Source organism: Stutzerimonas stutzeri (assembly GCF_000219605.1).
Taxonomy (GTDB): domain Bacteria; phylum Pseudomonadota; class Gammaproteobacteria; order Pseudomonadales; family Pseudomonadaceae; genus Stutzerimonas; species Stutzerimonas stutzeri.
Genome location: NC_015740.1, coordinates 574320 through 597517 on the forward strand (window position 1 = coordinate 574320; position 23198 = coordinate 597517).

Genomic DNA, 23198 nt, shown 5'->3' on the forward strand with positions numbered 1-23198 from the left:
GGTCAGGCCTCCGTCGGGCGCAGCACGAGTGCCTGGCCCGGGTTCAGGGTGCCGGCATAGGGCTCGCCTTCGCCGAGGCCGTCGCTGGCGATTTCCACCGTCCAGTCGCCACTCTGCGGGCAGGCATGCGCCGCTTCGGCGAAATTGATGCAGACCAGCCGCAGGTCATCGCCCAGCTGCCGGCGGTAGGCGAGCACCTCGGGGTGCGAGGGCAGTTCCTCGAAGTCGCCGTGCAGCAGCGCCGGGCTGGCCTTGCGCGCCGCGAGCAGGCGCTGATAGAGGGCGAACATCGAGTTCGCCGCGCCGACCTGCCGTTCCGCGGCCAGCTCGTCGGCATCGGGCGGAAAGGGCAGCCAGGGTGAGGCGCCATTCCAGTCATGGGGCGGTTCGGCCAGCCAGGGAATGGGAGCACGACAGCCGTCGCGGCCGCCCGGGTCGATGCGCGCCTCGTCGGCGATGTGTGCGTCTTCCAGGCCCAGCTCCTCGCCCTGGTAGATGAACGGTGTGCCGCGCAGCGTCAGCAACAGCACCGCGGCAGCGCGGGCCGCGCGCTCGGAGCCCTGGTAGCGGCTGCGCTGGCGCACATTGTCGTGGTTGGACAGCACCCAGGTCGGCCAGGCGCCGGCCGGCTGCAGCCAGTGCTCGACCTCACGGATGCAGGTGCGAAACAGCACCGGGTCCCAGGGCGCATCGAGCGGATTGAAGTTGAAGGCCAGGTGCAGCTCATCGCCGGCGCCGTAGTACTGCAGCACGCGCTCGGTGGAGCGGATGTTCACCTCGCCGACCAGCATGCGATCACCGGGATAGCTGTCGACCAGCTTGCGCAGGCCGCGCAGCACCTCGTGGCTGTAGGGCTGGTCGTTGAAGTCCGACAACGGCTGACCGGCCTGGCAGCGCGGATCGTCGGCGAAGCTCGGATCCTTGCCGGTGCAGTGAATGACGTCGATGCGAAAGCCATCGATGCCGCGATCGAGCCAGAAGCGCAGCACGTCGTGCATTGCCGCGACCACTTCGGGGTTGCGCCAGTTCAGGTCCGGCTGCTTGGCCAGGAACAGGTGCAGGTAGTACTGCTGGGTGTGCTCGTCCCAGGTCCAGGCGCTGCCGGCACCCAGCGCAGCGCGCCAGTTGTTCGGCTGGTCCCGCCAGATGTACCAGTCGCGCTTGGGGTTGTCCCGCGAGCTGCGCGACTCGACGAACCAGGGATGCTCGTCGGAGGTGTGATTGGGCACGAAGTCCAGCAGCACGCGAATATCGCGGGCATGGGCCTCTGCGATCAGCCGGTCGATGTCGGCCAGCGAGCCGAACAGCGGGTCGATGTCGCAGTAGTCGCTGATGTCGTAGCCGGCATCGGCCATCGGCGAGCGGAAGATCGGCGATAGCCACAGAGCATCGACCCCCAGCCGCTTGAGGTAGTCGAGGTGCCGCAGTACGCCCTGGAGGTCGCCGATGCCGTCGCCGTTGCTGTCAGCGAAGGATCGCGGGTAGATCTGATAAACGGTCGCACCCATCCACCACGGCGTTCGCGTTGTCTCGCTCATGCAGCGTACCCCCTGATTCGTCTGAGGTCGCGGCGGCTCGGCAACGCCGCCTCGTCAGCCATACGACTGGCAAGCGGGACACGGGTTCGCCACTTCCCTTGATCCCGGTCGGTTCATGGAGAACGCAAGGGTGGATACTGCGCCTAAGCTAACGACTGACTTTCAACCCCTCCGAGGAGATTTGCCATGCTGCGTATTGCCATCAATGGGTATGGGCGTATCGGTCGCGCGGTGGTGCGCGCGTTGTTCGGGCGCGGACTGCAGAATCAGGTGCAGGTGGTCGCCATCAACGACCTCAGCGAACACAACACGCTGGTGCACCTGACCCGTTTCGACTCGACCTTCGGTCGTTTTCCCGAGCCGGTGACGCTCGAGGGCGACTCGATGGTGGTGCGCGGTCAGTCCATCCGCCTGCTGGCCGAACGCGACGCCACCCAACTGCCGTGGAAGGAGCTGGGCGTCGATGTGGTGCTCGAGTGCACCGGCAAGTTCAAGCAGCGCGCGGCCATCGAGCAGCACCTGCAGGCCGGTGCCGGCCGGGTGTTCGCCTCGCATCCGCTGGATGGCGGCGACCTGACCGTGGTCTACGGCGTGAACCATCAGCTGCTGGCCGACCAGCGGGTGATCTCCAATGCCTCGTGCACCACCAATTGCCTGGCACCACTGGCCAAGGTGCTGCACGAGGCGGTCGGCATCCGCCAGGGGCTGCTCAACACCGTGCACTCCTACACCAACGACCAGAACCTGCTGGACAAGGCCCACAAGGACCTCTATCGAGCCCGCGCCGCCGGGCTGTCGATGATTCCGTCCACCACCGGTGCGGCCAAGGCCATCGGCCTGGTGCTTCCGGAACTGGCCGGGCGGCTGGACGGGCTGTCGGTGCGTGTGCCGACGCCGAACGTCTCGCTGGTGGACCTGACCTTCATCGCCGAGAACGCGCCGGCAAGCGTCGACGCGATCAACCAGATCCTGCGCGACGGTGCGCAGAAGCTGCCGGCCGGTGTGATGGAGTGCAACGACGAGGCGCTGGTGTCCTGCGACTTCAACGGCTATCCCGCCTCCTGCGTCGCCGACCTCAGCCAGACCCGCGTGCAGGGTGAGCTGGTCAAGGTGATGGCCTGGTACGACAACGAGTGGGGCTTCTCCAACCGCATGCTCGATGTGCTGCTGCACTGGCAAGGCGCCAACGCGGGATGACCGACGCCGACCGACCTGGTGTGGGGCAGGGGCTCTGGCAACTGCCCCTGGCGCAGTTTCGCAATGCCGTGGCCGAGCGCGCGCTGCCCGGCTGCGGCGCGGTCGCGGCGGTGACCGCGGACCTCGCCGTAGCGCTGATCGTCAAGGCGCTGCGGGTCACGGCCGGGCAGCGCGACGATGACCGCTGCAGCGCGTTGCTCGACGAGGCGCGGGCACTGCTCGGCCGTCCTGGTGCCTTTGCCGACGACGATGTGGCGGTGTTCCGCGAGGTGCTCAAGGATCAGCACGATGATCGCTTGGCGTCCTCGGCGGCGCGCCAGGCGTGTGCCGTGCCGCTGGCCACGGCCCATGCCTGTATCGAGGCGCTGGGCATAGCCGAGCGTGCCGTGCCGCTGGTCAACCCCGCGCTACGGTGCGACGTCGAGGCTGCCGTCCTGTTGCTGGTTGCCTGTGTCGATGCCGTGCTGCTCAATGTCGACGCCGATCTGCAAGGGCTGGACGACGCGCAGGCGCGCGCGCGAGTGCAGGTGCGGGCCGAGCGGCTGGCCATGGCAGTGGAGCGGCATCGGCAACGTTCGGTTTGATCAGCACGCGCACTGCGCAACGAATAAAACGAGACCATCGGTCTCGTTTTTTATTGACGTCTACCCATTCGCTTTCTACTCTCCAGGCTCGATAGTGAGACATAAAGTCTCAGAATAAGAAGCCGCCATGCCTCAGGCGGCCCACCTCGGAGAATGCTCATGAGCCACCGCATCGTCCTGCCGCGCCTGATGGAAGTCGGCGCTGGCGCCAGCGGGCAACTCGCCCGCGTGTTGCAGGAACTGGGCTGCAGTCGCCCGCTGATCGTCACCGACCGCATGATGGTCGAGCTCGGCTATGTCGCGCGCATCGCCGGTCAGCTGGAAGAGGCCGGCATCGCCAGCCAGTGCTTTGCCGATACCCTGCCCGAACCGACCGCTGCCTCCATTCGCGCCGGCGTCGAAATGGTTCGCCAGGGCGATTTCGATTCCATCGTCGCCCTCGGCGGCGGCAGCCCGATCGATTCGGCCAAGGCCATAGGCATCCTCGGCAAGTTCGGCGGCGAGATGCGCGACTACCGCTTCCCGCGCGATGTCAGCGAAGCCGGCCTGCCGCTGATCGCCATCCCCACCACCGCCGGCACCGGCTCGGAGGCGACGCGTTTCACCATCATCACCGACGAGACCAGCGACGAGAAAATGCTCTGCGCGGGCCTCGGCTTCATGCCCATCGCCGCGCTGATCGACTACGAGCTGACCCTCTCGCTGCCGCCGCGGGTCACCGCCGACACCGGCATCGACGCGCTGACCCACGCCATCGAGGCCTATGTCAGCCGCAAGGCCAGCCTCTACAGCGACTCTCAGGCGCTGGAAGCCATGCGCCTCTTGGCGCCGAACCTGCGCACAGCCTTCCACCAGCCGGACGACCGCGCCGCGCGTGAAGCGATGATGCTCGGGGCGACCCTGGCCGGAATCGCCTTCTCCAACGCCTCGGTGGCGCTGGTGCACGGCATGAGCCGGCCGATCGGTGCCTTCTTCCACGTGCCGCACGGGCTGTCCAACGCCATGCTGCTGCCGGCGATCACCGCTTTCTCGATTCCCGCGGCGCCCGAGCGCTACGCCGACTGCGCGCGGGCCATGGGCGTCGCTGCACAGACCGACAGCGTCGAGATGGCGAACGACAAGCTGCTCGCCGAGCTGCGGGCGATCAATCAGGAGCTGAAAGTGCCGAGCCCGGAACAATTCGGCATCGCCCGCGAACGCTTTTTCGAGCTGCGCGCGACCATGGCGCGTCAGGCGCTGGCCTCCGGCTCGCCGGGCAACAACCCGCGCGTGCCCACGGAAGCGGAAATCATCGACCTCTACGAAACCGTCTGGAACCAGGAGTGAAGCCATGCAGACCCTCGGCAACCTGATCAACAACGAGGCCGTCGCCGGCCGCTCCGAGCGCCATGCCACCGTCTACAACCCGGCCACCGGCGAGCCGCGCCTGTATGTCTCACTGTCCTCGGCGGACGAGACCCGCCAGGCCATTGCCGCTGCCCAGGCCGCCTTCGATGGCTGGTCGAAGACGCCGCCGCTGGTGCGCGCGCGGGTCATGTTCCGCTTCAAGGAACTGCTCGAGCGCCGCCGCGACGACGTCGCCCGCTTGATCACCAGTGAGCATGGCAAGGTATTTTCCGACGCCCAGGGCGAGGTGACCCGCGGGCTGGAAGTGGTGGAGTTCGCCTGCGGCATCCCGCATCTGCTCAAGGGCGAGTTTTCTTCCAACGTCGGCCGCGACATCGATTCGAATTCGCTGATGCAGCCGCTCGGTGTCTGCGCCGGGATCACCCCGTTCAACTTCCCGGCCATGGTGCCGCTGTGGATGCTGCCGGTGGCCATCGCCTGCGGTAACACCTTCGTCTTGAAGCCCTCGGAAAAGGACCCCAGCGCGACGATGCTGATCGGCGAACTTCTGGCCGAGGCGGGGCTGCCGGCTGGTGTGCTGAACATCGTCAACGGCGACAAGGAGGCGGTGGACGTGCTGCTCACCGATGAGCGGGTGCAATCGGTCAGCTTCGTCGGCTCGACGCCCATCGCCGAATACATCTATGCCACCGCCTCGGCCCACGGCAAGCGCTGCCAGGCGCTGGGCGGGGCGAAGAACCACATGGTGGTGATGCCCGACGCCGATCCGCAGCAGGTGGTCAGCTCGCTGATGGGCGCGGCCTACGGCTCCGCCGGCGAGCGCTGCATGGCGATTTCCGTCGCGGTGTGTGTCGGCGACGAGGTGGCTGACAAGCTGGTCGAAATGCTCAAAGGCGAAATCAGTCAGATGCGCACCGGCCCGGGCCTGGGCGTCGAGCCCGAGCCGCACATGGGCCCGCTGGTGACCCGCGAGCACCAGCAGAAGGTCAGCGGCTACATCGATCTGGGCGTGGCGGAAGGTGCAACGCTGGTCTGCGACGGCCGCGGCATCAAGGTCGAGGGCCACGAGAACGGCTTCTATGTCGGCCCGACGCTGTTTGACCGGGTCACGCCAGACATGCGCATCTACCGCGAGGAGATCTTCGGCCCGGTGCTGGCCGTGGTGCGGGTTGCGTCGTTCGACGAGGCGCTGCAACTGATCAACGACCACGAGTTCGGCAACGGCACCTCGATCTTCACCCGTGACGGCGACACCGCGCGGCAGTTCGAGGAGAACGTCAAGGTTGGCATGGTTGGCGTCAACGTGCCGATTCCGGTGCCGATGGCCTTCCATTGCTTCGGCGGCTGGAAGCGCTCGGTGTTCGGCCCGCTGAACATGCACGGCCCGGATGGGGTGCGTTTCTTCACCCGGATGAAGACCGTGACCCGGCGCTGGCCCACCGGTATCCGTGCCGGCACCGAGTTCGCCATGCCGACCATGAAGTAGCCCGCGCGGTCCCGTTGCACTGGCGGTGCCGGTCGCTACACTCCTGGGCGCCCTGTGGGCGTCCATCTCTATCGAACGACAAGGCAGACGATGCGCAGCACTCCCCGCGAGAAAGGCTCTTCCATCACCCGCGTGCTGGAAATCATCGAGGCGGTGGCGGCGGCGAAGGAGCCGCTCAGCCCGACTGCACTGGCCGAGCGCCTGGACATCCCCAAGGCCAGCGCGCACCGGCTGGTGCAGACTCTGGAAAAGGAAGGCTTCCTGCAATTCGGCCTGCGCGGCGGGCTGCTGCCGGGCGAGCGCCTGCATGTCGCGGCGCTGAACATCCTGCGCAGCAGCCGGCACAAGGCGCTGCGCCAGGCGATCCTGCGCCAGCTCTCCGAAGCCATCGGCGAGACCTGCGGTCTGGCGATTCCGGACGGGCTGGACATGCTCTATTTCGATCGGGTGCAGACCAACTGGCCGCTGCAGATCAACCTGCCGATCGGCAGCCACACGCCGCTCTGGTGCACCGCCAGCGGCAAGCTCTATCTGGCCTCGCTGCCGCCGGAGCAGCTGGAGCGGGTGCTGCCGCGCCTGCCGCTGCAGCGCATGGCGCGCAACACCCTCACCGATCTCAGCGCGCTGCGCGACGACCTGGCCCGCGTACGCGAGGAACAGCTGGGAACCGACTGCGAGGAGTTCATCGACGGCATGGTCGCCTGTGCGGTGCCGGTACGTGCCTCCGACGGCGAGCTGCTGGCCTGCCTGTTCAGCCACGCGCCGGTGATCCGCTGTTCGATGGCGCAGCTGCTGGCATTCGTGCCACGAATGCGTGCCGCTGCACGCGAACTGGAGGCGGTGCTCGGCAGCGCGGCGGCGCTGGAGGCCGATCAGAGCACGTAGAACAGAATGGCGATGAAGTGCAGTAGGCTGCCGACCATCACGAAGATGTGCCAGATGCCGTGCCAGTGCCGGAAGCGGTCGTCGAAGACGAAAAAGACGATGCCCACCGTGTAGCAGATGCCGCCGGCCAGCAACCAGCTGAAACCGGCGCCCCCCAGGGCGGCGAACAGCGGCTTGACCGCCACCAGCACGATCCAGCCCATCACGGCGTAGATCACCAGTGACAGCACCCGTGCTTCGGAGCGCGGCTTGATCTCCTGCAGCATGCCGATCACCGCGAGGCCCCAGACGATGCCGAACAGCGTCCAGCCCCAGGTGCCGGCCAGGGTGACCAGACAGAACGGCGTGTAGCTGCCGGCGATCAAGAGGTAGATCGACAGGTGATCGAGCTTGCGCATGACCACCTTCGCCCGCCCGCGCAGGCTGTGATAGAGCGTCGAGATGCTATACAGCAGGATCAGGCTCAGACCGTAGATCGCAACGCTGACGATCTTTACCGTCGAGCCGTCGAGCGCGGCGAGGACCAGCAGCCAGATCGCGCCGAGACACGCCAGCGCAGCACCGACCAGGTGCGTCCAGGCATTGAAGCGTTCGCCGTGATACATCCCAACCCTCCCGAAAACCACGATGCCAGCAGCATGCCGCGTCAGCGTTACGGGATTCAAACCGGCCGCGAAAAAAAAAGATGGGCGCGGCGAGCCGTCAGCGCTTGAGCATCGCCCGCATCGCTGCCAGGGCGTCGTTGCCGCGCGCGGCCTTGACCTCCACCGGCGCTTCTTCCATGCCTTCCCAGACCAGATCCTCGGGCGGCAGCTCGTCGAGGAAGCGGCTCGGCGTACAGTCGATCACCTCGCCATACTGCTTGCGCTTGGCGGCGAAGGTCAGCGCCAGGTTGCGCTTGGCGCGGGTGATGCCGACGTAGGCCAGGCGCCGCTCTTCCTCGATGGTGTCGGCCTCGATGCTGGAACGGTGCGGAAGGATTTCCTCCTCGAAACCGATGATGTACACCGAAGGAAATTCCAGGCCCTTGGAGGCGTGCATCGTCATCATCTGTACGCCCTCGGCACCTTCTTCCTCTTCCTGCTGGCGCTCGAGCATGTCGCGCAGCACCAGCTTGCCGATGGCATCCTCGATGGTCATGTCGCCGTCTTCGTCTTTTTCCAGGGTGTTTTTCAGCGCATCGACGAGAAACCAGACGTTGCCCATGCGCGCGTCGGCCACCTTGTCGCTGGAGGCGTTCTGCCTGAGCCAGTTCTCGTAGTCGATGTCCATCACCATGCTGCGGATGGCGGCGATCGGGTCGTTCTGCGCGCACTGCTGGCGCACGTTGTCCATCCAGTGCTTGAAGCGCGCCAGGCGCTCGGCATAGCGGCTGTCCAGATGCGCGCCGAGGCCGATTTCGTCAGCGGCGGCGTACATGCTGATGCCGCGCTCGCTGGCGTAGTTGCCGAGCTTTTCCAGGGTGGTGGAGCCGATCTCCCGTCGCGGCACGTTGATCACCCGCAGAAAGGCGTTGTCGTCGTCCGGGTTGACCAGCAGGCGGAAGTAGCTCATCAGGTCCTTCACCTCCTGGCGGGCGAAGAAGCTGGTGCCGCCGGACAGGCGATAGGGAATCTGGTGGTGCTGCAGCTTCAGCTCCATCAGCTTGGCCTGGTAGTTGCCGCGGTAGAGGATGGCGAAGTCGCTGTAGGGACGCTGGGTGCGCAGGTGCTCGGTGAGGATTTCCAGTGCCACCCGCTCGCACTCGGCCTCTTCGTTGCGCGTGCGGATCACGCGGATCTCGTCGCCATGGCCCATTTCCGACCACAGTTGCTTCTCGAACACGTGGGGGTTGTTGGCGATGAGGATGTTGGCGCACTTGAGGATGCGGCTGGTGGAGCGGTAGTTCTGCTCCAGCATTACCACCTTCAGGGACGGGTAGTCCTCCTTCAGCAGCATCAGGTTTTCCGGACGCGCGCCGCGCCAGGCGTAGATCGACTGGTCGTCGTCGCCGACCACGGTGAACTGGTTGCGCATGCCCACCAGCATCTTCACCAGCAGGTACTGGCTGGCATTGGTGTCCTGGTATTCGTCCACCAGCAGGTAGCGGATGCGGTTCTGCCACTTCTCGAGGATGTCGGGGTGTTCTTGGAAGAGCTTGACCGGCAGCAGGATCAGGTCGTTGAAGTCCACCGCGTTGTACGCCTTGAGCGTGCGCTGGTAGTGCAGGTAGACGATGGCGGCGGTCTGCTCCTTGGGGCCGCGCGCCTTGGCCAGGGCCTCGTCGGGCAGAATCAGGTCGTTCTTCCAGCTGTCGATGAGGTTCTTGATCTCGTCCGCACCGTCGTCGCCGGAATACTCCTTCTGCATGATGTCGGTGAGCAGCGCCTTGATGTCGCCGTCATCGAAGATCGAGAAGCCGGGCTTGTAGCCCAGGCGCGCGTATTCCTTGCGGATGATGTTCATGCCCAGGTTGTGGAAAGTGGACACGGTAAGGCCGCGCGCCTCGCTGCCCTTGAGCAGGGTGCCGACGCGCTCCTTCATCTCCCGCGCCGCCTTGTTGGTGAAGGTCATGGCGACGATGTGACGGGCCTGGATGCCGCAGTTCTGCACCAGGTGGGCGATCTTGCGGGTGATCACGCTGGTCTTGCCGGAGCCGGCACCGGCGAGCACCAGCAGGGGGCCGCCGACGTAGTTCACGGCTTCCTGCTGCCGAGGATTGAGTCGGGACATGTTGTTCAGGTCGTTCGAAACGGGGGCGCGAGTTTAACAGGCCGAAAGGGTGATGCAGGCGCGTTACAGACGCAATAAAACGCCGGTCGTCGCGCGTGGGGCTTGGCTAATGGCAAGAATCGATTAGTCTTGTCGCGCTGCAGGATGCTGGGGTGGTTGCACAGGGACTGGTGGGATCGGAGACCCTTTGGTGTCTTCAACAGCTCAAGAGTCCGGAGGCCGCTTGCCAGCGCCTGCCCAACCCATGCCATTGTTGCTGTTGGCGCATCGCCCAGACTGGGCGGTGCGGCTGCGCGCCTGCCTGCAGGGTTCGGCCCACGCCGAACAGCTGGTCGTGGCGACGGACTGGCAAACCGTCAGCCAGCAGCTCGAATCTCCCTGTCTGGTCCTGGCGACGCCGCAATGCCGGCCCGCACCCGGGCGCTTTCCCTGGCCGCTGATCCTGCTGCTCGACGAGGAGCCGGAAGAAACCCCGGAAGGTGCGGTCGACTGGCTGGTGGCCGACCAGCTCAGCGCCGAGGTGCTGCGCCGTTGTCTGCGCTACGTGCGCGAGCGCTGCAACCTGCAGGGCACCCTGCAGAAGCTGGCGGTGCGCGACCCGCACACCGGCATCGCCAATCGTCAGGGCTTCCAGGCGCAGCTGCTCGACGCCCTGAGCGAGCACGACGGTCATGGCCTGGAGCTCGGCTACCTGGACCTGGACAATTTCCGCCACGTCAACGACGCCCTCGGCCACGATGCCGGAGATCGGCTGATCCTGCAGGTGGTTGCCCGGCTCAAGGCGCAGCTGGAAGTGGGCGATCTGCTGGCGCGGCTGGGCGGCGACGAGTTCGCCTTGCTGCTCGACACCCGTGACGATGCCGGACGCGCCGATGCGATCGCCGATCGCATCGTCGAAGCGTTGGCCGAGCCCTACTGGGTGGACGGCGAAAGCCTGATGCTCGGCTGCAGCCTCGGGCTGGCGCGAGCCAGCGCCGGCACCTCGGCCGATGCGCTGCTCTGGCATGCGCAACTGGCGATGCGTCAGGCCAAGGCCAGCCAGGGCTGCACCTGGTGCCTGTACGACGAGCACGTCAGCCGCAGTGCCCGCAGCCTGGCCGACCAGGAGGGCGAGCTGCGCCGCGCGCTGCGCCGTGGTGAGCTGGAGCTGCACTACCAGCCGCGGCTGTGTCTGGACACGGGCCGCGTGGTCGGCATCGAGGCGCTGGTGCGTTGGCTGCATCCCGAACGCGGTCTGCTCGGGCCGGACGCCTTCATTCCCATGGCCGAGGAAAGCGGCCTGATCGTGCCGCTCGGCTACTGGGTCATCGCCCACGCCCTGCGCGACCTGCAGAGCCTGCACGAGCAGGGTGCGGACTCGCTGCACATGGCGGTCAACCTGTCGTTCCGGCAGTTCCAGGACAGCCAGTTGCTGCCGACACTGACGCGGCTGATCGACGAGCGCGCCATCGACCCGCACTGGCTCGAGTTCGAGCTTACCGAAACCGCCGTCATGCGCCGCAGCGAGCAGGTGCAGACCGCCATGCAGGCGCTTGGCCAGCTGGGCGTGCGCTTCTCGCTGGATGACTTCGGCACCGGCTTTTCCTCCTTCGTGCACCTGTCCAACCTGCCGATCACCCTGCTGAAGGTCGACAAGAGTTTCGTCGCCGGGATGATCGCGCGCCCCGAGAAGATGCAGCTGGTACGGGCAATGATCGGCCTGGCCCGCGAACTGGAGCTGCAAGTGGTCGCCGAGGGGGTTGAAACCGCTGAGCAACTGGAGCTGCTGCGCCAGTTTGGTGCGCAGCAGGTGCAGGGCTATCTGGTCAGCCAGCCGTTGCCGCTGGCCGAGCTGATGAGCTTCATGAACGCCGAGCGCCAGGCTGCGGGCCTGACGCACTGAGCTGAAGCGCTCGGCGGAACCCGCTCCGCCTCAGCGGACCATGTGCAGGAAGTGCATGTGCTTCTCGTACTGGCCGAGGATGTCGCCGATCACGTCTTCACGGCTCCAGCCCATCACGTCGTAATCCTGCCCGCCTTCCTTGAGATGCACCTCGGCGCGGAAGTACTTGCGCTCCTCGCGCTCGTCGTCCTCGCTGGTGGCGACGAAACTCGGCATGGCGTAGGCCCGCGGGCGCACCTCGTAGATGAAGTCCGGCTCGCCTTCGTGGGTGATTTCGAAGCGCAAGCGACGATCGTCACCTTCGCTGATCTCCACCGCATAGCCCTGCTTGCGCATTTCCTCGGCGATGTCTTCGTAGGCCGGACGCACCACTTCGGTGATGAAGCGCACCACATGGGCGCGTCGCGGGAACAGCATCAGCGTACGCAGGCGACGTTGCCAGCCACCGGCGCTGCGCGGTGCGCTGGGTGACGTGCTCAGGGCCTGGTAGCGCAGCCCCTGTTTGGTGGCATCCAGGCGCAGCGCCTTGAGCAGACCCCACATCGAACAGAGTAGCGCGATGGTGAAGGGCAGGGCGCTGGCGATGGTCGCCGTCTGCAGCGCGGTCAGACCATCGGCGAGCAGCAGCGCGATGGCCACGCCGCCCATGGAGGCGGCCCAGAAGATGCGCTGCCAGACCGGCGTGCCCTGCTTGCCGCCGGACGCGAGCATGTCCACCACCAGTGCGCCGGAGTCGGCGGAGGTGACGAAGAACACCACCACCATGATGATCGCCACGAGGGAGATCAGTGCCGAGAACGGAAAATGTTCGAAGAAGGCGAACAGTGCCAGTGAGCTGTCCTGTTCGATGGCCTCGCCGAGGCTGCTCACGTGCTCCCAGAGGATCATGTGGATGGCGGTATCGCCGAACACGGTCATCCACAACAGGGTGAAGGCGGTGGGTACCAGCAGCACACCTGCAACGAATTCGCGGATGGTCCGGCCGCGGGAAATGCGCGCGATGAACAGGCCGACGAAGGGCGACCAGGCCAGCCACCAGCCCCAGTAGAACAGCGTCCAGCCGCCGATCCAGTCGTTCGGCTCGTAGGCGTAGAGGTTGAAGGTCTTGTTGACGATGTCCGACAGGTAGCTGCCGATGTTCTGCACGAAGGTCTGCAGGATGAACACCGTCGGCCCCGCGATCAGCACCATCAGCATCAGCAGGCCGGCCAGCGACAGATTCAGCTCGGACAGCCGCCGCACGCCCTTGTCCAGCCCGGTCACCACCGAAATGGTGGCGAGCAAGGTGGTGGCGACGATCAGGCCGATCTGCACCGGAATGGTCACCGGCAGGCCGTAGAGGTGGTTCAGCCCGGTGTTGATCTGGGTGACACCCAGGCCCAGCGAGGTGGCGACGCCGAGCACCGTGCCGATGATGGCGAAGATGTCCACCGCGTGCCCGATGGGGCCGTAGATACGCTCGCCGATCAGCGGGTAGAGCGCCGAGCGCAGTGTCAGCGGCAGGCCGTGACGGTAGGCGAAGTAGGCGAGGATCATCGCCACGATGGCGTAGATCGACCAGGCGTGCAGGCCCCAGTGAAAGAAGGTGATCTTCATCGCTTCGCGGGCGGCGAGCGTCGTGCCGCCTTCGCCGACCGGCGGCGAGAGGAAATGCATGACCGGCTCGGCGACGCCGAAGAACATCAGGCCGATGCCCATGCCGGCGGAGAAGAGCATGGCGAACCAGGTCAGGGCGCTGTAGTCCGGTTCGCTGTGGTCCGGGCCGAGCTTGATGTCGCCGTAGCGACTGAAGGCCAGCAGCACCACCATCAGCAGGATGAGTGCGACGGCGAGAATGTACAGCCAGCTGACATTGGCGATGATCCAGGCCTGGGCGTCGCCGAACAGGTCCTGCGCGTGTTCCTGAAAGGCGACGCTGTAGATCACCAGTGCCAGGATGATGACTGCCGAGCCGTAAAAGACCGGGGCGTTGAGGTGAGAAGACGAGGGCTGTTTGGCCTCCATGCTGCGCTCCTTCGGTTGTGTCTGGGGAGTGGCCGCCTGTGGCGAAAGCCAGGCAACTTAACACAGACCGCAAAAGCGTCCGCTTGTCAGCAGGCATCCGGCAACGTCGAATGCCCCGGCCGGAGGGGCTCAGGCCTGGCTGCCGGGGCGATATTGCAGCGCTTCGGCCAGATGTTGCCGGCCGATGCGTTCGGCCTGCTCCAGGTCGGCCAGGGTGCGTGCGACCTTGAGCAACCGGTGTGCGGCGCGCAGGGACAGTGCGAGACGCTCGCAGGCGCGCTCCAGCCACGCCTGATCCTCGGCGGTCAGCTGGCAGTGCTCACGCAGACCGGTCAGGTCGAGAAAGGCGTTGGCGCAGCCCTGGCGGGCGAGTTGCAGTCGCCGCGCCTCGGCCACCTGTGCGGCGAGCACGGCGCTGCTCTGGCCGGTCTGTGGCGCTGCGTTGAGGGCGGTGGCCTCGCGCGCCACGGTCAGATGCAGGTCGATGCGGTCGAGCAGCGGTCCGGAGAGCTTGTTGCGGTAGCGCTGGATCTGCTCCGGCGTGCAGCGGCAGCGACCATTAGGGTCGCCCAGATAGCCGCACGGGCAGGGGTTCATTGCCGCCACCAGCTGGAAACGCGCCGGAAAACGCACCTTGTCCCGCGCCCGGGCGATGACGATATGGCCCGATTCCAGTGGCTCGCGCAGCACCTCCAGCACCTTGCGGTCGAACTCCGGTAGCTCGTCGAGAAACAGTACACCCTGATGCGCCAGGGTGATCTCGCCCGGTTGCGGCCGGCTGCCGCCACCCACCAGCGCCGGGCCCGATGCACTGTGATGGGGCTGGCGGAACGGGCGCTGCGGCCAGTGCTGCAGCGGGCTGTGGCTGGCCACCGAATGAATCGCGGCCACTTCCAGCGCCTCCTGCTCATCCAGCGGCGGCAGCAGGCCGGGCAGCCGGCTGGCCAATAGCGTCTTGCCGGTGCCGGGCGGCCCGGAGAACAACAGGTTGTGTGCGCCGGCCGCGGCGATAAGCAGGCCGCGTTTGGCCGCCTGCTGGCCCTGTACGTCGGCCAGGTCGGGGTAGGGCTGGACCTGCCGCAGCAGCCCCTGGGCCACGTAGGGCTCGAGCGGGGTAACGCCGTTGAAGTGGGCGGCAACTTCCAGCAGATGCTCGGCGGCAAAGACGGTCAGGCCCGAGGCGAGGCTGGCCTCCTCGGCATTGGCTCGCGGCACCAGCAGCGCACGGCCGGCGGCACGCGCGGCGAGGGCGGCAGGCAGCACGCCCTGGACCGGGCGCAAGGCACCGGACAACGCCAGTTCGCCCAGGCATTCCAGCTGCTCCAGGCGTTCGCTGGGCAGCTGTCCGCTGGCGGCGAGGATGCCCAGCGCGATGGCCAGGTCGAAGCGGCCACCGTCCTTGGGCAGATCGGCAGGGGCGAGATTGAGCGTGATGCGCCGGGCGGGGAAATCGAAACCGGAGGTCAGGATGGCGCTGCGCACGCGATCCTTGCTCTCCTTGACGGCGGTTTCCGGCAGGCCGACCAGGGTCAACGCCGGCAGGCCGTTGGCCAGATGCGCCTCGACGGTCACCGCCGGGGCTTCGACGCCGATCTGAGCGCGGCTATGGACGATGGCCAGGGACATGCGATCACTCCTTTGATCGTGTCACGGCCCGGTCGGTCAGGACGCGGGCGGTGTGAGCTTCTCTTCCAGTTCGGCGACCTTGGCTTCGAGCGCCTCGAGTCGGGCGCGGGTGCGGGCGAGCACCACCATCTGGCTGTCGAACTCGTCGCGACTGACCACGTCGAGCTTGTTCAGTGCACCCTGCACCACGCCCTTGAGCTGGGCTTCGAACTCGCCGCGCGGCAGCGGCGTTTCACCGTTGAACAGGCGCGAGGCCTGGGAGCCGATGGCATCTAGGAAAGCTTTTGGCGGCAACATTGAAAACACCTGTCGTTGAACGGGGCCCAGTGTAGCACGGCGTTTTTTTCGCCTTTCCCGGCTGCGGTGCACAAAAAATGAGCAGGCCATGGTGCAGCTGCGCACCATTTTCGTGCGTTCGTTGTGCTCAACCGTCCGTCGGACCGCTCCGTTTGCGGCCGAGCCCCCGCAGCAAGCGGCTCGCGCAAAGCTGGCATCGATTCTGCTTTGTCCCCGTTGACGCACGCACCGGTTCGTTGCGGTGCATGGGCGATTCGCGACGCTTCGTCGGCGAGATTGGTGGTGTCGGTCCGCGGCCCGGCTGAAGCCGGAGCGTTACAAGAGCCAGACACTGAGCTTAGACTTGAGCCGGGTTCGTACTTCTGGGGCAAGTCCACCTAAACGGGAGAAGTTTTCATGAAACTAGTCACTGCCATCATCAAGCCGTTCAAGCTGGACGACGTGCGCGAGTCGCTGTCGGAGATTGGCGTACAGGGCATCACCGTCACCGAAGTCAAGGGCTTCGGCCGTCAGAAGGGCCACACCGAGCTGTACCGCGGCGCCGAATACGTCGTCGACTTCCTGCCAAAGGTGAAGATCGACGTGGCCATCGCCGACGATCAGCTCGATCGCGTGATCGAGGCCATCACCAAGGCGGCCAACACCGGCAAGATCGGTGACGGCAAGATCTTCGTGGTCAACCTGGAACAGGCCATCCGCATCCGTACCGGCGAAACCGATACCGACGCGATTTAAGCAGCACCTCCGAACCCCCACGCCCCAGGAGTAAAACCATGACTCTGCGAAGATTCGCAGGGCTAGGAGCCCTTTTGTCTCTGTTAAGCCCAGGCCTGGCCATGGCGCAGGAGGCAACGCTGGATTCAGGCGATACGGCATGGATGCTGACGGCCACTGCGCTGGTGCTGTTCATGACCATCCCCGGACTGGCGCTGTTCTACGGCGGCATGGTCCGCTCGAAGAACATCCTCTCGGTGATGATGCAGTGCTTCGCCATCACCGGCCTGATGAGCATCCTCTGGATGGTCTATGGCTACAGCCTCGCATTCGATACCACCGGTATGGAAGCGGGCGTCACCAACTTCAATTCCTTCGTCGGTGGTCTGGATCGCGCCTTCCTCAGCGGCCTGACTCCTGACAGCCTGGTCGGCGCCTTCCCGGAAAGCGTCTTCATCACGTTCCAGATGACCTTCGCCATCATCACCCCGGCGCTCATCGTCGGCGCCTTCGCCGAGCGCATGAAGTTCTCGGCGATGCTGGTGTTCATGGGCGTGTGGTTCACCCTGGTCTATGCGCCGATCGCGCATATGGTCTGGGGCGGTGACGGTGGCCTGATGTGGGACTGGGGCGTGCTGGATTTCGCCGGTGGCACCGTGGTGCACATCAATGCCGGTGTCGCCGGTCTGGTGGCCTGCCTGGTCCTGGGCAAGCGCAAGGGCTTCCCGACCACGCCGATGGCACCGCACAACCTGGGGCTGACCCTGGTCGGCGCGGCGATGCTGTGGATTGGCTGGTTCGGCTTCAACGCCGGATCGGCCGTGGCTGCCAACGGCACCGCCGGCATGGCCATGCTGGTGACCCAGATCGCCACCGCCGCAGCTGCGCTCGGCTGGATGTTCGCCGAGTGGATCGGCCACGGCAAACCCAGCGCGCTGGGCATCGCCTCGGGCGTGGTCGCCGGTCTGGTCGCCATCACCCCGGCTGCCGGCACCGTCGGGCCGATGGGCGCGCTGATCATCGGCCTGGTCTCGGGGGTGGTCTGCTTCTTCTGCGCCACCAGCCTGAAACGCAAGCTCGGCTACGACGATTCGCTGGATGCCTTCGGCGTGCACGGCGTGGGCGGCATCGTCGGCGCGCTGCTCACCGGCATCTTCGCCGCACCCATGCTGGGCGGTTTCGGTGAGGTGGAGAACATCGGCCTGCAGCTGTGGATTCAGTTCAAGGGCGTGCTCTTCACCGTCGTCTACACCGGCATCGTCACCTACCTGATCCTCAAGGCGATCGACCTGGTGATGGGCCTGCGGGTGAACGAGGAGCAAGAGACCATCGGCCTCGACCTCAGCCTGCACAACGAGCGCGGCTACAACCTGTAACCCATTTCAGCGCAGTACCCCGGAGCCAACACCGGGGTCAGGGCAGGCCCGCCGGAGCAGCGTGCGGCGGCCTGCGGACCGAACAGCGCACACAGCGCGACAGCAAGAGGTGACACATGGATAGCACTGCATTGATACCCGTCCAGTACGGACTCGATACCTTCTACTTCGTGATCTGCGGAGCGCTGGTGATGTGGATGGCGGCGGGTTTCGCCATGCTCGAGGCCGGTCTGGTGCGGGCCAAGAACACTGCCGAGATTCTGACCAAGAACATCGTGCTCTACGCGCTGGCGTCGATCATGTACCTGCTGGTCGGCTACTACATCATGTACTCCAGTCCGGAAGGCGGCATTTTCCCGAGCCTGGGCTTCCTCATCGGTGACGAGCATGCGGTCGACCTGGTCGCCGGCGGCGGCGAGGATGCGCCTTACTATTCGGCCCGCGCGGACTTCTTCTTCCAGATCGTCTTCGCCGCGACCTGCATGTCGGTGGTCTCCGGTGCGGTGGCCGAGCGCATGAAACTGTGGGCCTTCATCGCCTTCGCGGTGGTGATGACCGGCTTCATCTACCCGATCCAGGGTTTCTGGAAGTGGGGCGGCGGCTTCCTCGACGCGGCCGGCTTCCTCGACTTCGCCGGTTCCGGTGTGGTGCACATGGCCGGTGCCGCTGCGGCCCTGGCCGGTGTCCTGCTGCTCGGGGCGCGCAAGGGCAAGTACGGCCCGAACGGTCAGATCAATGCCATTCCGGGTGCCAACATGCCGCTGGCGACCCTCGGGGCATTCATCCTGTGGATGGGCTGGTTCGGCTTCAACGGCGGCTCGCAGCTGAAAATGAGCACCATCGAGGACGCCAACGCGGTGGCCCAGGTCTTCGTCAACACCAACATGGGTGCCGCTGGTGGCCTGATCGCGGCCCTGATCACCGCGCGCCTGCTGTTCGGCAAGTCAGACCTGACCATGGTGCTCAACGGCGCCCTGGCCGGCCTGGTGGCGATCACTGCCGAACCGCTGACCCCGAGCGCGCTGCAAGCCACCCTGATCGGCGGTGTGGGCGGTGTGCTGGTGGTGTTCAGCATCCTCGGTCTGGACAAGCTCAAGCTCGATGACCCGGTCGGTGCCATCTCCGTGCATGGTGTCGCCGGTATGTGGGGCCTGCTGGCCGTGCCGCTGACCAATGCCGACGCTTCTTTCGGCGCGCAGCTGCTGGGCCTGGTGTCGATCTTCCTCTGGGTGTTCATCGCCAGCCTGATCGTGTGGGGCATCATCAAGGCGGTGATGGGCCTGCGCGTCAGCGAGGAAGAGGAGTACGAGGGCGTGGACGTGGTCGAGTGCGGCCTGGAGGCGTACCCGGAGTTCACTCGCCAGTAATGTTTCGCTGATACATGACAAGGGCGCCTTTTGGCGCCCTTTGTTTTTTCCGGCGCCACGCTAGAATGCGCGCGACCAGCCGTCGAACATGAGTGCTGTACATGTGGCAACAGACCCTGATCACCTTGCGCGCGCGCCCACGCGGTTTTCATCTGATCACCGACGAGCTGCTCGCCGCGCTGCCGGAACTGCGGCAATGTCAGGTCGGTCTGTTACACCTGTGGCTGCGGCATACCTCGGCCTCGCTGACGATCAACGAGAATGCCGACTCAGCGGTACGGCGCGATTTCGAACGGTTCTTCAATCGTCTGGTGCCGCAGGGCGAGGACGGTTACGAGCATGACTACGAAGGGCCGGACGACTTGCCGGCACACTTCAAGGCCAGCCTGCTCGGCTGCCAGCTGAGCCTGCCGGTAAGCGCGGGGCGCCTGGCACTGGGGACTTGGCAGGGCGTCTATCTCGGAGAGCACCGCGACCAGGGTGGCGCGCGGCAGATAGTGGCAACGCTGCACGGGACGGCAAGTTGAATTTTTTTTGGTGATGTCGGTCATTCCGCATCGCTGGGCTATAACTTACTCCGCTTTGGCAAGCCATGAGGTACAACATGAGCGACGAAGAACTAGAACAAGACGATCTGGAAGTGGGCGACGAGGAGGAAGGGGAGGAGCTGAACGCTGCCGATGACGGCGACGACAGCCTCGACGAGGAGGGCACCGACAGCGAGCGGGCCACGCCGACCAAGAAGGCCAAGGCCAAGTCCGCCGAGCCGGACGAGCTGCCGAGCCTGGAAGCCAAGCAGAAGGAGCGCGAAGCGCTGGCGCGGGCCATGGAAGAGTTCCTGGCACGTGGCGGCCGCGTTCAGGAGGTCGAACCCAATGTGGTCGCCGACCCGCCGAAGAAGCCGGATAGCAAGTACGGCAGCCGTCCTATCTGAGCTGCACGGATCACGAAGAAGCCCGCTATTGAGCGGGCTTCTTCGTTTCAGCGGCGCGCTGGCGGTGGCTCAGTTGTCGCGCCAGGCGAGCAGCAGCTTGGGCAGGTCGGCCAGGCGCTGGATCTCGGCGTCAGGCTGGTAGTCGTGCGCCCAGGCGATCCGCTTCGGGTTGAACCACACCGCGCGTAGCCCAGCCTGCTGTGCGCCGGCGATGTCGTCCAGGGCATGGTCGCCGATGTGCACCGCCTGTTCCGGGCGCGCATCACCCAGGCGCAGGGCCTGCTGGAATGGATGCGGATCCGGTTTGCCGACGCCCAGATCCTCAGCGCACAGGGTGAACTGGAAGTAGTCCGCCAGGCCCAGGCGGCGCACATCCGCATTGCCGTTGGTGATCACGCCGAGGGTGTAGTGATTGGCCAGGAATTCCAGGGTGGGTTGCACGTCGGGGAAGATCTGTACCTCGTGACGAGCATCGAGGAACACCTGGAACGCCTGCTCGGCCAGGCCGTTCGCCTCGTCGGCAGGGTAGCCGGCATCCTGCAGGGCATGTTGCAGAATGCGCCGGCGCAGCTCGCTGATGCGGTGGCGCAGCGCCGGCTCCTGCTCCACCAGCATGCGGCGTATTGCACCCAGCGCCTCGATGGGAAAATCGCCGAGCCGCGGTGCATGGGCGGCGAGCCAGTCGCGCAGTGCGGTTTCCGCGCTCTGGATGGCTGGCGTGGTTTCCCAGAAGGTGTCGTCGAGGTCGAAGGTGATCAGGCGGATGCTCATGTGTCGGTGTCCTGCTTGCGCTTGGCGCGCGGATGCGCATGGTCGTAGACCTTGGCCAGGTGCTGGAAATCCAGGTGGGTGTAGATCTGCGTCGTGCCGATGTCGGCATGGCCGAGCAGCTCCTGCACCGAGCGCAGGTCCTGCGAGGATTCCAGCAGATGGCTGGCGAAACTGTGGCGCAGCATGTGCGGGTGCAGATGCTGACCGAGTTCGCGCACACCGGCCTGGCGCACCCGCAGCTGCACGGCACGGGCGCCGAGGCGACGCCCTTGCTGGCCGATGAACACCGCACCGTCGGCGGGCCCGGCCAGCGTTCGCAACGGTAACCAGGCCTGCAGCGCCTCACGCGCCTTGCTGCCGACCGGCAGTTCGCGCACCTTGTTGCCCTTGCCCAGTACCCGCACCAGACCGGCGGCGAGGTCGAGCTGATCGAGGTTCAGACCGACCAGTTCGGACAGGCGCAGACCGGAGGAATAAAACAGTTCGAGCATCGCCTGATCGCGACGGGCGATGAAATCGTCCTCGACACCGCCATCGAGCAGCTGCATGGCGCGATCGGTATCCAGCAGGCGCGGCAATCGGCGCTCGCCCTTGGGGGCGGACAGGCCGGTGGCCGGGTCGTGCTCGCAGAGCCCTTCCTGGTTGAGGTAGCGATACAGCCCGCGCACTGATGACAAGAGGCGTGCCAGGCTGCGGCTGGACTGTCCCTGGCGATGCTGTTCGGCGATCAGGTGGCGCAGATGGCGGCCCTGCAGGTCGCGCCAGCCGGCGATGCGCTCGCGCTCGCAGTAGGTGAGAACCTTGTCCAGATCGCGACGATAGGCATCCAGCGAATGGCCGGACAGCTGCCGCGCGCTGCGCAGGTATTCGAAGTAGGCGTCGAGTTCGTTCTGCACCGTGCTCCCTCGCTCGCGAAAAGAACGGCCGCGCCAGCCGACGCCGGCGGCTGCGCTCAGCGTACCGAGCGCAGCGGGGTGCCGAAGCGCGGTAAGACGCGCGCGAGCACTTCGGCGATATAACCGAGGAACAGGGTGCCCAGCGAGCTCTTGTAGTGCTGCGGGTCGCGGCTGCCGATGGCGAGAACCCCCAGCTGGTCGTCGAGGCTGACCACTGCGGCGGAGCCGACGCTGGGGCCATCCTCGCCGAACAGAAAGCTGAGCTCGTGGGGACGCAGCACGCCGCAGATGGTCTTGCCACCCTCGAGCAGGCCACCGATGTTCTGCTTGGCCTCGGCGGTGCTGACGCAGCGGCCGACCGGCAATGTCGCCTCGCTGAACAGGATCAGGCTGACGTAAGGCACCTGAAACTCATGGCGCAGGCTGTCTTCCACCGCGCTGACCACCTCTTCCAGGCTACCGGCGTCGAGCAGGTCGAGCACCAGGCGGCGGGTCTTGTCGAACAGGCGATCGTTGTCGCGGGCCACGTCCATCAGCTGCGACAGGCGATGGCGCATCTCGATGTTGCGCTCGCGCAGCAGCTTGACCTGGCGTTCCACCAGCGACACGGCGGTGCCCGGCTGGTGTGGGATACGCAATTCCGGGATCAGCTCGTCGTGGTCGACGAAGAACTCCGGATGGGCGCGCAGGTAGGCGGCGACGGCTTCGGCGTCGGGTAGCGGAGTGCTGCCCTGGGTCTGGTCGGTCATAGGCGAACCTGTCCTTCAAAAACGCGAACGGCGGGGCCGGTCATCATAACCGGCTGCCCCGGACCTGCCCATTCGATGGACAGACGGCCGCCGGGCAGTTCGATCTGCACCGGCGAGTCCATCCAGCCCTGGCGAATGGCGGCTACCGCGGCCGCACAGGCACCGGTGCCGCAGGCCTGGGTCTCGCCAGCCCCGCGCTCCCAGACGCGCAGCCGTGCATGGCGGCGATCAACCACCTGCAGGAAGCCGACGTTGACCCGCTGCGGAAAGCGCGGGTGATGCTCGATCTTCGGCCCCAGTTCATGCACCGGCGCACGCTCGACGCTGTCCACCCGCAGCACCGCATGGGGGTTGCCCATGGATACCGCGGCCAGTTCGACCTGCTGCCCGTCCACCTCGAGCGCATAGCTCAGGGCTTCGCGTTCGGCCTGAAACGGTATCTCGGCCGGCACCAGGCGCGGCGGGCCCATGTCGACGCGGATCTGTCCATCGGGGCGGATGTCCAGCTCGATGATGCCGCCCTTGGTCTCCACCTTGATCTTGCGTTTGACAGTCAGGCGCTTGTCGACCACGAAGCGGGCGAAGCAGCGCGCGCCGTTGCCGCATTGCTCCACTTCCGAACCGTCGGTGTTGAAGATGCGGTAGCGAAAATCCACGTCCGGATTCTGCGGCGGCTCGACGATCAGCAGCTGATCGAAGCCGACGCCGGTGTGACGGTCGCCCCATTGCTTGGCGTGCTTGGGCTGGATGTGCGCGTGCTGGCTGACCAGGTCGATGACCATGAAGTCGTTGCCCAGACCGTGCATCTTGGTAAAGCGCAGAAGCATGATCGT

General features: G+C 65.9%; 21 protein-coding genes. 11 read left to right on the forward strand and 10 right to left on the reverse strand.

Annotated elements, in window-relative coordinates; genetic code table 11:
* Positions 1–2: 2 nt before the first annotated feature.
* Positions 3–1538, reverse strand: a complete 1536-nt coding sequence (locus PSTAB_RS02625; protein WP_017246165.1) for an alpha-amylase family glycosyl hydrolase — start codon at positions 1536–1538, stop codon at positions 3–5.
* Between the two features lie 186 nt (positions 1539–1724).
* Between PSTAB_RS02625 and gap the strand changes: the two genes are divergently transcribed.
* The 5 genes from gap to PSTAB_RS02650 all read left to right on the forward strand — a co-directional run bounded on the left by gap (position 1725) and on the right by PSTAB_RS02650 (position 7037).
* On the forward strand, positions 1725–2735 hold the full coding sequence (gene gap, locus PSTAB_RS02630) for a type I glyceraldehyde-3-phosphate dehydrogenase (protein ID WP_013981610.1): 1011 nt from the start codon (positions 1725–1727) through the stop codon (positions 2733–2735).
* Positions 2732–3319 carry a cyclodeaminase/cyclohydrolase family protein gene (locus tag PSTAB_RS02635; protein WP_013981611.1) on the forward strand — a complete coding sequence of 196 codons (588 nt, stop codon included), beginning with the start codon at positions 2732–2734 and terminating at the stop codon, positions 3317–3319. Before gap ends, PSTAB_RS02635 begins: the two co-directional genes overlap by 4 nt.
* 159 nt (positions 3320–3478) lie before the next feature.
* Entirely contained in the window at positions 3479–4645 is a 1167-nt protein-coding gene (locus PSTAB_RS02640; RefSeq protein WP_013981612.1) for an iron-containing alcohol dehydrogenase, read from the forward strand.
* Between the two features lie 4 nt (positions 4646–4649).
* Complete coding sequence (locus PSTAB_RS02645) at positions 4650–6152, forward strand: CoA-acylating methylmalonate-semialdehyde dehydrogenase (protein WP_013981613.1); 1503 nt, start codon at positions 4650–4652, stop codon at positions 6150–6152.
* Between the two features lie 90 nt (positions 6153–6242).
* Positions 6243–7037, forward strand: a complete 795-nt coding sequence (locus PSTAB_RS02650) for an IclR family transcriptional regulator (protein ID WP_013981614.1) — start codon at positions 6243–6245, stop codon at positions 7035–7037.
* Here PSTAB_RS02650 and trhA read toward each other — a convergent pair.
* The gene (gene trhA, locus PSTAB_RS02655) at positions 7025–7642 is read right to left on the reverse strand and encodes a PAQR family membrane homeostasis protein TrhA (RefSeq protein ID WP_013981615.1); all 618 of its coding nucleotides are present in this window, start codon (positions 7640–7642) and stop codon (positions 7025–7027) included. The genes PSTAB_RS02650 and trhA overlap by 13 nt on opposite strands.
* A gap of 97 nt (positions 7643–7739) precedes the next feature.
* Complete coding sequence (gene rep, locus PSTAB_RS02660; protein ID WP_013981616.1) at positions 7740–9749, reverse strand: DNA helicase Rep; 2010 nt, start codon at positions 9747–9749, stop codon at positions 7740–7742.
* Between the two features lie 244 nt (positions 9750–9993).
* Here rep and PSTAB_RS02665 point away from each other — a divergent pair, with 244 nt between their 5' ends.
* Positions 9994–11631 carry a putative bifunctional diguanylate cyclase/phosphodiesterase gene (locus PSTAB_RS02665; protein WP_013981617.1) on the forward strand — a complete coding sequence of 546 codons (1638 nt, stop codon included), beginning with the start codon at positions 9994–9996 and terminating at the stop codon, positions 11629–11631.
* A 30-nt stretch (positions 11632–11661) separates the two neighbouring features.
* Here PSTAB_RS02665 and PSTAB_RS02670 read toward each other — a convergent pair whose 3' ends face one another.
* The 3 genes from PSTAB_RS02670 to PSTAB_RS02680 form a co-directional block, all read right to left on the reverse strand.
* On the reverse strand, positions 11662–13635 hold the full coding sequence (locus PSTAB_RS02670; protein ID WP_013981618.1) for a BCCT family transporter: 1974 nt from the start codon (positions 13633–13635) through the stop codon (positions 11662–11664).
* Positions 13636–13764: 129 nt separating this feature from the next.
* Positions 13765–15261, reverse strand: a complete 1497-nt coding sequence (locus PSTAB_RS02675) for a YifB family Mg chelatase-like AAA ATPase (RefSeq protein ID WP_013981619.1) — start codon at positions 15259–15261, stop codon at positions 13765–13767.
* A gap of 36 nt (positions 15262–15297) precedes the next feature.
* Positions 15298–15558 carry an accessory factor UbiK family protein gene (locus PSTAB_RS02680; RefSeq protein WP_013981620.1) on the reverse strand — a complete coding sequence of 87 codons (261 nt, stop codon included), beginning with the start codon at positions 15556–15558 and terminating at the stop codon, positions 15298–15300.
* Between the two features lie 396 nt (positions 15559–15954).
* Here PSTAB_RS02680 and glnK point away from each other — a divergent pair, with 396 nt between their 5' ends.
* The 5 genes from glnK to sutA all read left to right on the forward strand — a co-directional run bounded on the left by glnK (position 15955) and on the right by sutA (position 19949).
* Positions 15955–16293 (forward strand): P-II family nitrogen regulator, encoded by a 339-nt coding sequence (glnK, locus tag PSTAB_RS02685; RefSeq protein WP_003096476.1) that lies wholly within the window; start codon positions 15955–15957, stop codon positions 16291–16293.
* A gap of 38 nt (positions 16294–16331) precedes the next feature.
* On the forward strand, positions 16332–17648 hold the full coding sequence (locus tag PSTAB_RS02690; RefSeq protein WP_041771628.1) for an ammonium transporter: 1317 nt from the start codon (positions 16332–16334) through the stop codon (positions 17646–17648).
* Positions 17649–17764: 116 nt separating this feature from the next.
* On the forward strand, positions 17765–19015 hold the full coding sequence (locus PSTAB_RS02695; protein ID WP_013981622.1) for an ammonium transporter: 1251 nt from the start codon (positions 17765–17767) through the stop codon (positions 19013–19015).
* 101 nt (positions 19016–19116) lie between these two features.
* Positions 19117–19542, forward strand: coding sequence for a secondary thiamine-phosphate synthase enzyme YjbQ (locus tag PSTAB_RS02700; protein WP_011911738.1), 426 nt, complete (start codon positions 19117–19119; stop codon positions 19540–19542).
* Between the two features lie 77 nt (positions 19543–19619).
* Positions 19620–19949, forward strand: coding sequence for a transcriptional regulator SutA (sutA, locus tag PSTAB_RS02705; RefSeq protein WP_011911739.1), 330 nt, complete (start codon positions 19620–19622; stop codon positions 19947–19949).
* Between the two features lie 69 nt (positions 19950–20018).
* On the opposite strand, the gene PSTAB_RS02710 is transcribed toward sutA, so the two are convergent.
* From PSTAB_RS02710 to dapF, 4 genes are read right to left on the reverse strand one after another with little or no spacing between them, the layout of a single operon-like run.
* Positions 20019–20720, reverse strand: coding sequence for an HAD family hydrolase (locus tag PSTAB_RS02710; RefSeq protein ID WP_011911740.1), 702 nt, complete (start codon positions 20718–20720; stop codon positions 20019–20021).
* Positions 20717–21616: a tyrosine recombinase XerC gene (gene xerC, locus PSTAB_RS02715; protein WP_011911741.1), complete on the reverse strand. Its 900-nt coding sequence runs from the start codon at positions 21614–21616 to the stop codon at positions 20717–20719. The genes PSTAB_RS02710 and xerC overlap by 4 nt, the downstream gene beginning before the upstream one ends.
* A 56-nt stretch (positions 21617–21672) precedes the next feature.
* Positions 21673–22365 carry a DUF484 family protein gene (locus PSTAB_RS02720; RefSeq protein WP_011911742.1) on the reverse strand — a complete coding sequence of 231 codons (693 nt, stop codon included), beginning with the start codon at positions 22363–22365 and terminating at the stop codon, positions 21673–21675.
* Positions 22362–23192, reverse strand: a complete 831-nt coding sequence (gene dapF / locus PSTAB_RS02725; protein WP_013981623.1) for a diaminopimelate epimerase — start codon at positions 23190–23192, stop codon at positions 22362–22364. Before dapF ends, PSTAB_RS02720 begins: the two co-directional genes overlap by 4 nt.
* Between the last annotated feature and the right edge of the window lie 6 nt (positions 23193–23198).